Below are 8,909 nucleotides of genomic sequence, written 5' to 3'. Positions count from 1 at the left end.
CAAGCGACCGATACAAAAGATCTTCTACCAGGCTGAGTGACAGACTCAGTGTAGGCTTCTTTGATTTGTGACAGTTTATGTCTGGTGGCCATAGCGAGGTGGTCCCACGCCTTCCCATTTCGAACAGGACCGTGAAACGCCTTAGCGCCGATGATAGTGCAGATACCTGTGTGAAAGTAGGACACCGCCAGACGCCCCCTTACGAAGCCCAGCTCAATCGAGCTGGGCTTTGTGCTTTGTGGTGCTACCTTATCCGCTCCTCAAGTGCATTGCGGCCAACCTTGACCAGTCTTCCTGCCGGCTCAGCAGTGCAATGGGCTCCGTATACGAACGCCAGATGCTGGCTTGTGTCCTATAGTACGAGTCGATGACGGTAGTCGTAGCAACAAGACCGGCTCTGCATTAAGATAGGCGTCTTTTTTCGGGTCGTGTCAGAGTGGGTCGTTCACTACTTGTCGCTTCTCCGTGTTGCCCCATGAGATTAACCATGAAGAATCCTCAGATGAAGTCCAACAATGAAACCGCGCTCGGTGCGGCGCTCAAGTCAGCTGTCCAGAGTCTTAGCAAGAAAAGCCAGACAGAAATGATTGCGGCACATGTTTACGCCAAGTACGACGTGTTCAAACTATTCCGTCCTTTGGCGCTGGGGATTCATGAGGCCTTGATTGCGGAACTGCCGCAGTTTGATCCGCAACTGGTTTCGCGCATGCTGGCCAACCATTGTCGCAAACAGCGCTACGTGAAGTCGCTTGCGCGTGGTGGTAAGCGCTTCGATCTCGCGCTCAAACCGGTGGGTGTGGTTTCGGCTGAGGAAAAAGCGGCCGCCGAGAAAATGACGCTGCCAAAAGCGGAGAAGCCCGCGACCGTTGCCGCCGAGGTGCCGCAGCCTTCTGCCGACCCTGTCGCTTCCGATATCTCTGAAGCGTAATGCTCCGATGTTGCCAGCCCCTCTCGCGAGGGGTTTTTCTTGTGCGGTACTTGTTTGAGGTGCGGCAATGCTGACCGTTCGTAACGGCGTGCGGGTCGAGGTCTGGCGTGGCGACATCACGCAGCTGGATGTCTCGGCAATCGTGAATGCGGCCAACGTTTCATTGCGTGGCGGTGGCGGGGTGGACGCGGCGGTGCATCGTGCCGCTGGTGGCGAGCTGCTTGCGGCCTGTTTGCGGCAGGGGGGCTGTGCAGCGGGGGATGTTTGTGTCACGCCAGGTTTTGCCTTGCCGGCGCGCTGGGTTTTTCACGCGGTCGGGCCATTGTGGAAAGGCGGTGAGGATAACGAGGCACAATTGCTGGCGTCGTGCTATCACAAGAGCCTGCAACTGGCGGCAGAGAAGCAGGTAGGCTCCATCGCCTTCGCCGCCATCAGTTGTGGTGCCAACCATTTTCCGCCGCTGGCTGCGGCCAATATCGCTTGGCATGTGGTGGAAACCTATCTGGCGGCACCGCCGCCGGCGCTGCGCAAGATTGTTTTTGTCGCCTTTGATGACGAAGTCCATCGTGCCTGGCAGAAGGTGCTGGTCGGCATCAGCTGATACCAGTTCGCAGGGCATGACAGCATGCCGCACATGTCAGCCGGGAATCCATGCGATCAGATCAATGCTTAGCAAGAATTGGTATTAGCCAGCGACGAAGGTGCTGGTTAGAATAAATGGCAATATCTGTCGCCATGAAAGATGGACTGGAGGAATAAAATGCACATCGCAAATTCTGTTACTGAGCTGATCGGCAATACCCCGCTGGTGCGCCTCAATCGGGTCACCGAGGGCGTAGGGGCGACGGTGGTCGCCAAGCTGGAGTTCTTCAATCCCGGGCATAGCGTCAAGGACCGTATCGCGGTATCGATGATTGATGCGGCGGAGCGGGCTGGCAAGATCGGACCGGAGACGATTATTGTCGAGCCGACATCGGGCAATACCGGTATCGGCCTGGCCATGGTCTGTGCAGCGCGTGGCTACAAGCTGGTAATCACCATGCCGGAAACGATGAGCCGCGAGCGTCGCCAATTGCTGCGCGCCTATGGTGCGGAACTGATCCTGACCCCCGGTCCGGAAGGCATGGGTGGCGCCATCGCCAAGGCCAAGGAGTTGGTTGCGGCCAACCCTGAAACCTACTTCCTGCCGCAGCAGTTCGAGAACCCTGCCAATCCGGAGATCCACCGTCAGACCACCGCGGAAGAGGTCTGGCGCGATACCGACGGGCAAGTCGATATTTTTGTTGCTGGCGTTGGTACTGGCGGCACTATTACCGGTGTGGGTGAGGTGCTCAAGGCACGCAAACCCGGGGTGCAGATCGTGGCGGTCGAGCCGGACGCGTCGCCGGTGTTGTCCGGCGGGGCCAAGGGGCCGCATCCGATCCAGGGCATTGGTGCCGGTTTTGTGCCGGCCATCCTGAATACCGAGATCTACGACGAGGTGATCCGGGTCAAGAATGAGGATGCCTTCGAGACTGCCCGTGCCGTGGCAACCAAGGAAGGTGTGCTGGTGGGGATTTCCTCCGGTGCCGCCGTGTGGGCCGCCTTGCAGTTGGCCAAGCGTCCGGAAAATGCCGGCAAGCTGATTGTGGTGGTGATCCCGTCTTTTGGTGAGCGTTACCTGTCGACGCCATTATTTGAGCACCTTGCTTGAAGTGAGTGAGCGCAGCGTTACAATGACGACCATGAAACAGATATTCATGGTCGTTTTTATTTCGGGCGTGCTGTCGGGATGTGCCGTGCTGCCGCCTTCGTCTGGTGTCGGCGGGAGTGTCACGCCGCGGCCTGTTGCGGTCGCACCATCCCAACGCCTGTACGAGGAGGCGCAAGCGCTTTCCGCACGACTGGCCAAGGGTGAGCTGAACCGGGTTCAGGTTGCCGATCGACTGGGAGCGCTACGCGTACAACTGGTTGGCCGCAATGCAGTCGATGATGATGTGTTCGCCCTGTATCGCCAGATTGCGGTACGTCGCGATGCCGGACAGCTGGATGGCGCCAAGGCGCAACAACTGATGCAACAGCGCTTGCAGCTGTGGCTGGAACGTTGGCCGCGTCTGGCAGGCAAGCCGGCACAGCCGGCATTCACCAGCTTCATGCTCAAGCTGTACAGCATGCCAGCGCTGGGGCAGTGACGTGAGCAAACGTAAAACAATGAGCCGTGTCGTGGCGTGCCCATGTGGCAGTGGTCAGGTTTATGACGCCTGTTGCGGCCAGTATCATGGCGGCCTGCCGGCGCCGAGCGCCGAGGCGCTGATGCGCTCGCGTTATAGTGCCTTTGTGTTGGGAGATGAGGCTTATCTGCGCCGGACCTGGGCGGCAGAAAACTTGCCGGCTGAGCCGTTGCTGGATGCAGCGGTAAAGTGGCTGGGGCTGGCAATCCTGTCGACGGAAGCCGGCAGCGAGCTGGATCAGAGCGGGGTGGTGACTTTTGTTGCTCGCTACAAGGTCAATGGCCGTGCCGGGCGGATGCAGGAGCGTAGCCGTTTTGTGCGCGAGCAGGGCCTGTGGCGTTATCTTGATGGCGAAGTCAGCGATTAGCGCGCTGGTCACGTGCCGGATTCCCGATGTTCACCCGGTTTTTACCTGCAGTAATTCTTCTATCCGGTCTTGCAGTGCTTGCGGTGGGGTTAGTGGCCCATAGCGGCCAACAATTTTGCCTTCGCGATCAATCAGGAATTTGGTGAAGTTCCACTTGATGGCCTTGCTGCCCAGAATCCCTCGCTTGTGCTTCGTAAGGTACTGCCAGAGAGGGTGGGCATGCTGGCCGTTGACCTCGATTTTTTCGCTCAGCAGAAAGCTGACGCCGTACCGGATCTGGCAAAATTGCTTGATGTCTGTTGCTTGTCCCGGTTCTTGTTGCCCAAACTGGTTGCAGGGAAAACCGATTACGCTCAATCCCTCGTGCTGGTAGCGTCGATGCAGCTTTTCCAGTGCCTCGTATTGCTTGGTGAAGCCGCACTCGCTGGCCGTGTTGCACAGTAACAGGACGCGACCGGAAAAGCGGGCGAGGGGTGTGCTGTGTCCATCGATGGTGTTGAAGCTGAAATCGGAAATGGCCATGCTTGTCTTGCTTTGCAAATGGACAAAAAAAGAGCGTTGCGGCAAGGGGGAACCACAACGCTCAGGAAGAAACACGTCAGCAACAGTATTGCCCGCCGTGTTCTTCATCCTAGACCAGATGGCCTGAATTGCGAGTAGGAATTGCGGCCAGTGCCTAGGCCGTAGGGTCAGGTGCGCGGCAGGGTGACGCCGACTTGTCCCATGTATTTGCCGGCACGATCCTTGTAGGAAACGTCGCAGATTTCGTCGGACTCGAAGAATAGCACCTGAGCAACCCCCTCGTTGGCGTAGATCTTTGCCGGCAGCGGCGTGGTGTTGGAGAACTCCAGCGTCACATAGCCTTCCCACTCCGGTTCAAACGGGGTGACATTGACAATGATGCCGCAACGGGCATAGGTCGATTTTCCCAGGCACACGGTCAGTACCGAGCGCGGAATCTTGAAGTATTCGACGGTGCGGGCGAGTGCAAAGGAGTTGGGCGGGATGATGCAGTAACCTTTGCCGGAGACCTCGACAAACGATTGCGGATCGAAGTTCTTCGGGTCGACGATGGTGCTGTTGATATTGGTGAACACCTTGAATTCATCGGCGCAGCGAATATCGTAGCCGTAGCTCGACGTGCCGTACGAAATGACCTTCTCTCCGTTGACCTGTTTGACCTGCTCGTATGCGAATGGCTCGATCATGGCGTGCTCTTCGGCCATGCGGCGGATCCATTTGTCGGATTTGATGCTCATCTTGTTGTTTTCCAAGGCGCTTGAATTAGCCGCGGATTTTACCGCCCAAGCCGGACGTGAGGCTAGCCAAACGCATCAGGAAATATTGAATAGCTTGGTAAAACAGGCAATCTCCAGTACCTGGCGCACGGTCTCGCGGCAGTTGACCAGTGCCAAGCCCTTGCCTGCGCTGCTGGCGCGTTCTTTCAGCAGCAGCAGCATGCCCAGTGCCGAGCTGTCCAGATAGGGTACCTGGTCGAAATCGACCTCGATTTCGGTGATGTCATGGTTGTCGAGCAGTTCCTGGCTCGCCTGGCGAAAAGCCTTGTGGGCGTTGAAGTCGAACTGGCCGACAAGAAAGATGCTGCCAACATGGCCGCGCAGTTTAACGATAGGTTTCATCATTGGGTCATTGCCATTCATGGTTCGCCTGTCTGTGGAAGGACAACCGAGAACACGGTGTTGTCATCGTCGCGATGATAACTTAGCTCGCCACCCAGTGCGTCAATTACCCGCTTGGTAATGGCTAGGCCAAGACCGGTGCCGTTTGCCCTGGTCGTGAAAAAGGGTTCAAAGATGCGGGGCACCAGTTCCTGAGCAATGCCGGGGCCGTTGTCCCATATTTTGAATGTAAGACAGTTTTCGCGGTTCAGCACCTCCAGCATGATTTTTCCGTCAGCCGGCACGTGTTGTAGCGCATTTTCGAGCAGGCCGATCATGGCCGCTGTCAGCTCTTTGGGCCGGCAGTTTAATGATGCTTGCGCCAGCGCGTCACTGCGGATCTGGAAACGCACGCCATGGCCCTCGCATTGTGGTGCGAACGACTGCTCCAGTTCATGTACCAGCTCGGATAACGGGTAGCGTGTGATCTGTTCGCTGGAGGTGTTCTGGCGCACAAATCCCAGCATTTCCTGGGTTAGCCCCTCCAGCGCTTGTAACCGGTCGACGATCTTGCGTGAAAACTTCAGTCGCTCCTCGGCGGAAAGGGTTGGCCGCTCGAGGTTCTTGGCGTAGAGCAGGGCGGTGGCGAGCGGAGTGCGCAGCTGGTGAGCCAGCGAGGCGGCCATTTGCCCCATGGAGGCCAGCTTGTTTTGTTGCGCCAGTTGTTCATGCAGATGGCGCAGGGTTCCCACGTCATGAAGCAGGAAAATCGTTGACTGGTCGTCCAGCGGGCAGGTTTGCAGGGTTAGATAGCGCGTCCTGCCGCTGTGAGGGTCGGCGAGGTGAATGACGCCGTCTGCATCCATCTGGTTCAGTAGCGCCGTTTCGTCCCAGTGTGCATGGTTTTGCAGCCTGGGCAGCATCGTTTTGGCGGCATTATTCAGGGAAATGATCTGCTTTTGTGCATCCGTTTCTATGACGCCTGCGGGTAACTCATTAACGAGCGTGGCCAGCCTCTGCGCCAGCTGGGCATTGGCTTGAGACTTTTGCAGTAGTTCATCATTGGCCTGGGTCAACTGACTGTTCAACTCTTCAACTTTGATTTCAAGCTGTTGGTATGCTCTGATCAGTTCATCGGTTACCGCGTTGAAGTGAGCAAATGTTGCGGCCAACGTCTCTGGTGTGGCGTCTGTTGATGGATTGTTCGTCATTAATGAGGGTGCCATTTGTAAAGGCTAGTTAAACCGTATGATAATCCTACCCCTGTGCGTCGGGTGTGATGATGCTGGACTCCTTGTGGGGCACAGGCGATACTACTCCCAGTGTTGCCATTCTGGAATGTAGGGCTTGATACCGGCTGGCATGAGTATCTTTAATAGCCGTCAGCAATGAATTTTTACTCGGAGGTTTCCGTGTCTGAGCTTCTTAAAAAAATCGATGCCCGCACCAAGCTGGCAGGAACGAACAAACTGGAAATTCTCTTGTTCTCTCTTGGGGTTGACCAAAGAACAGGGCGCAAGGAGACCTTCGGCATCAACGTTTTCAAAGTGCGCGAGGTAATGCGGACACCGGAAATCACGTCGGCGCCGGAAATGCCTTCTTCCGTCGAGGGCATGGTCAGCCTGCGTGGCAGCCTGGTGCCGGTGATCGATCTGGCGCGCTACGCCGGTATCGTCAGCGAGAAGCGTCCGGAAATCATGATTGTGACCGAGTACAACGGCCATACCCAGGGCTTTCTGGTCGAAGCGGTGGATACCATCCTGCGACTGGACTGGGCCGCGATGCGGGTGCCGCCGGAGATGATTACCAACCGGATGGGCGGTCTGGTTACAGCAGTGACCGAGCTGGATGGCGGCACGCTGGTCATGATGATGGACGTTGAAAAGGTGCTGGCAGAAACGGCCATGTACGGTGACGAGCACCAGTTCATCGGCATCGATCCGATCAAAGAGCCGCGCATGGTGTACTTTGCCGACGACTCGGCGGTTGCGCGCAAACAGATCCAGCAGACATTCGAAGTCATGAACATCAAGTACGCTTCGGCCATCAATGGCATGCGAGCCTGGGATGACCTGCAGCGCATGGCGTCGCAGGCCGAGCTGGCCGGGCGCAAGCTGAGCGATGTCGTGAACCTGGTGCTGACCGACGTCGAGATGCCGGAGATGGACGGTTATATGCTCACCAAGCTGATCAAGTCCGATCCGCGCTTCCATGGCATTCCTGTGCTGATGCACTCCTCGCTGTCGGGTCAGTCCAACCAGAAGCTGGGTGAGTCGGTTGGTGTCGATGCCTATGTCTCCAAGTTCGAGCCACAAAAGCTCTCGATGAAAATCCGCGAGATGCTGAAGATTTGAGCTGATTTGCGCTTTATTTAAGGAGTGGCCATGTCCGCCTCTGATGCCTCTTTGCTAGCCAATATCGATGCCCGTACCAAGCTGGCGGGGTCGAACAAGATGGAAATCCTGCTGTTTTCGCTGGGGACCCGCGAAACCTTCGGGATCAACGTATTCAAGGTGCGCGAAGTGTCGCAGACGCCTTTCGTTACCAAAACCCCCAATATGCCGTTCGGTGTCGAGGGGGTGTTGTCCCTGCGCGGCAATATCATCCCCGTGATTTCGCTGGCCAAGTTCATCGGCTGTGAGTTGGCGGAAGGTGGCTACAACACCATGATCGTTACCGAATTCAACAAGAGTACCCAGGCGTTCCTGGTGGATTCGGTAGACCGCATCATCCGTGTCGACTGGGACAAGGTGCGTGCGCCTGAAAATGTGATGAATACTACCCAGCAGACCCTGATCACGGCGGTAACCGAGCTGGAAGACGGCAAGCTGGTCTCCATCCTGGATGTCGAGCAGATCCTGTCCAGTGTTGTCGGCGAGACGCGTTTGCCGGATATTCCGCAGGCTGCGCTGGAGGATGACCAGTACGTGTTCTTTGTCGACGACTCGGTCGTGGCGCGGAAAGAAATTTCCAACGTGATGGACAAGATGTCCATCAAGTATCATCAGGCAAATAACGGCAAAGAAGCGTGGGACAAGTTGCAGGTTCTGGCGAACAGAACCTGGTCCGACACCGAAAGCCTGCACGACAACCTGAAACTTATTCTGGTTGATGCGGAAATGCCGGAAATGGACGGTTATGTCTTGACCAAACTGATCAAGTCGGATGCCCGCTTCTCCGGCATCCCGATCGTGATGCACTCATCCCTGTCGTCGAATGCCAACCGGGCCATGGGTGCCAGTGTCGGCGTCGACGCCTATGTCGCCAAGTTCGACCCAGCGGTACTAGCGGATACAATTATTCCTTTCCTTCAGCGCTAGGAACAAAATAAGCTGGGAATGGATATCAGGTCAGGAAAAAGGCAATGATTGATAAAAATATGAGATTTCTGGTTGTTGATGATTTCTCAACAATGAGAAGGATTGTGCGCAACCTCCTGAAGGAGTTGGGCATTACCAATGTGGACGAGGCCGAGGATGGCCAAGTCGCATTGCACAAGCTGAAGACACAGCATTTCGACTTCATCGTCTCCGACTGGAACATGCCGAACATGACCGGTATCGAACTGCTGCGTGCGGTGCGGGCCGATCCGCAGCTGAAGACACTGCCGTTCCTGATGATTACCGCAGAAGCGAAACGCGAGAACATCATCGAGGCCGCAACGGCGGGGGCCAGTGGCTATATCGTGAAGCCATTTACTGCCGCGACACTGGAAGAAAAGATGGGCAAGATCTTCCAGAGCCTAAACAAATAAAAGCAGCCTGTACTGTTTGCCAGGAGAAATT

The 8,909-nt window shown here is 56.4% G+C and carries 12 protein-coding genes and 1 rRNA gene; 9 read left to right on the top strand and 4 right to left on the bottom strand.

Translation table 11 applies throughout. The features are described 5' to 3' along the window. Nucleotides 1-80 precede the first annotated feature (80 nt). From rrf to PQU96_RS12730, 6 genes are all read left to right on the top strand, one after another. A 5S ribosomal RNA gene (gene rrf, locus PQU96_RS12755) occupies nucleotides 81-193 on the top strand. 309 nt (nucleotides 194-502) lie between these two features. After that, entirely contained in the window at nucleotides 503-928 is a 426-nt protein-coding gene (locus tag PQU96_RS12750) for a ProQ/FINO family protein (protein ID WP_308446626.1), read from the top strand. Nucleotides 929-995: 67 nt separating this feature from the next. Next, entirely contained in the window at nucleotides 996-1,529 is a 534-nt protein-coding gene (locus tag PQU96_RS12745) for a macro domain-containing protein (protein ID WP_272772770.1), read from the top strand. Between the two features lie 159 nt (nucleotides 1,530-1,688). Further along, complete coding sequence (cysK, locus tag PQU96_RS12740; protein WP_272772769.1) at nucleotides 1,689-2,621, top strand: cysteine synthase A; 933 nt, start codon at nucleotides 1,689-1,691, stop codon at nucleotides 2,619-2,621. After that, nucleotides 2,605-3,099: a hypothetical protein gene (locus tag PQU96_RS12735; RefSeq protein ID WP_272772768.1), complete on the top strand. Its 495-nt coding sequence runs from the start codon at nucleotides 2,605-2,607 to the stop codon at nucleotides 3,097-3,099. The genes cysK and PQU96_RS12735 overlap by 17 nt, the downstream gene beginning before the upstream one ends. 1 nt (nucleotide 3,100) lies before the next feature. Then, on the top strand, nucleotides 3,101-3,505 hold the full coding sequence (locus tag PQU96_RS12730) for a YchJ family protein (protein WP_272772767.1): 405 nt from the start codon (nucleotides 3,101-3,103) through the stop codon (nucleotides 3,503-3,505). 30 nt (nucleotides 3,506-3,535) lie between these two features. Here the strand turns inward: PQU96_RS12730 and PQU96_RS12725 are convergent, their stop codons facing one another. The 4 genes from PQU96_RS12725 to PQU96_RS12710 form a co-directional block, all read right to left on the bottom strand. Then, nucleotides 3,536-4,027: a glutathione peroxidase gene (locus PQU96_RS12725; protein ID WP_272772765.1), complete on the bottom strand. Its 492-nt coding sequence runs from the start codon at nucleotides 4,025-4,027 to the stop codon at nucleotides 3,536-3,538. A 167-nt stretch (nucleotides 4,028-4,194) separates the two neighbouring features. Beyond that, nucleotides 4,195-4,764, bottom strand: coding sequence for a dCTP deaminase (gene dcd, locus PQU96_RS12720; RefSeq protein ID WP_272772763.1), 570 nt, complete (start codon nucleotides 4,762-4,764; stop codon nucleotides 4,195-4,197). A 75-nt stretch (nucleotides 4,765-4,839) separates the two neighbouring features. Then, nucleotides 4,840-5,148, bottom strand: coding sequence for an STAS domain-containing protein (locus PQU96_RS12715; RefSeq protein WP_272772762.1), 309 nt, complete (start codon nucleotides 5,146-5,148; stop codon nucleotides 4,840-4,842). 14 nt (nucleotides 5,149-5,162) lie between these two features. Next, the gene (locus PQU96_RS12710) at nucleotides 5,163-6,335 is read right to left on the bottom strand and encodes a sensor histidine kinase (RefSeq protein WP_272772761.1); all 1,173 of its coding nucleotides are present in this window, start codon (nucleotides 6,333-6,335) and stop codon (nucleotides 5,163-5,165) included. Nucleotides 6,336-6,536: 201 nt separating this feature from the next. On the opposite strand from PQU96_RS12710, the gene PQU96_RS12705 reads away from it, so the two are divergent. The 3 genes from PQU96_RS12705 to cheY are packed head-to-tail and all read left to right on the top strand — an operon-like array spanning nucleotide 6,537 to nucleotide 8,878. Further along, on the top strand, nucleotides 6,537-7,478 hold the full coding sequence (locus PQU96_RS12705) for a chemotaxis protein (protein WP_047968180.1): 942 nt from the start codon (nucleotides 6,537-6,539) through the stop codon (nucleotides 7,476-7,478). 30 nt (nucleotides 7,479-7,508) lie between these two features. Next, entirely contained in the window at nucleotides 7,509-8,444 is a 936-nt protein-coding gene (locus PQU96_RS12700; RefSeq protein WP_272772760.1) for a chemotaxis protein, read from the top strand. 44 nt (nucleotides 8,445-8,488) lie between these two features. Further along, nucleotides 8,489-8,878: a chemotaxis response regulator CheY gene (cheY, locus tag PQU96_RS12695; RefSeq protein WP_082133817.1), complete on the top strand. Its 390-nt coding sequence runs from the start codon at nucleotides 8,489-8,491 to the stop codon at nucleotides 8,876-8,878. Nucleotides 8,879-8,909: the final 31 nt, after the last annotated feature.

This window comes from Vogesella margarita, from assembly GCF_028548475.1.
Taxonomy (GTDB): Bacteria; Pseudomonadota; Gammaproteobacteria; order Burkholderiales; family Chromobacteriaceae; genus Vogesella; species Vogesella margarita.
This window is presented reverse-complemented; position numbering and strand designations above follow the sequence as displayed.

Coding starts and splice junctions, on each gene's coding strand:
- PQU96_RS12750 (WP_308446626.1), top strand. CDS start 503: ATGAAGTCCAACAATGAAACCGCGCTCGGTGCGGCGCTCAAGTCAGCT.
- PQU96_RS12745 (WP_272772770.1), top strand. CDS start 996: ATGCTGACCGTTCGTAACGGCGTGCGGGTCGAGGTCTGGCGTGGCGAC.
- cysK (WP_272772769.1), top strand. CDS start 1,689: ATGCACATCGCAAATTCTGTTACTGAGCTGATCGGCAATACCCCGCTG.
- PQU96_RS12725 (WP_272772765.1), bottom strand. CDS start 4,027: ATGGCCATTTCCGATTTCAGCTTCAACACCATCGATGGACACAGCACA.
- dcd (WP_272772763.1), bottom strand. CDS start 4,764: ATGAGCATCAAATCCGACAAATGGATCCGCCGCATGGCCGAAGAGCAC.
- PQU96_RS12715 (WP_272772762.1), bottom strand. CDS start 5,148: ATGATGAAACCTATCGTTAAACTGCGCGGCCATGTTGGCAGCATCTTT.
- PQU96_RS12710 (WP_272772761.1), bottom strand. CDS start 6,335: ATGACGAACAATCCATCAACAGACGCCACACCAGAGACGTTGGCCGCA.
- PQU96_RS12700 (WP_272772760.1), top strand. CDS start 7,509: ATGTCCGCCTCTGATGCCTCTTTGCTAGCCAATATCGATGCCCGTACC.
- cheY (WP_082133817.1), top strand. CDS start 8,489: ATGATTGATAAAAATATGAGATTTCTGGTTGTTGATGATTTCTCAACA.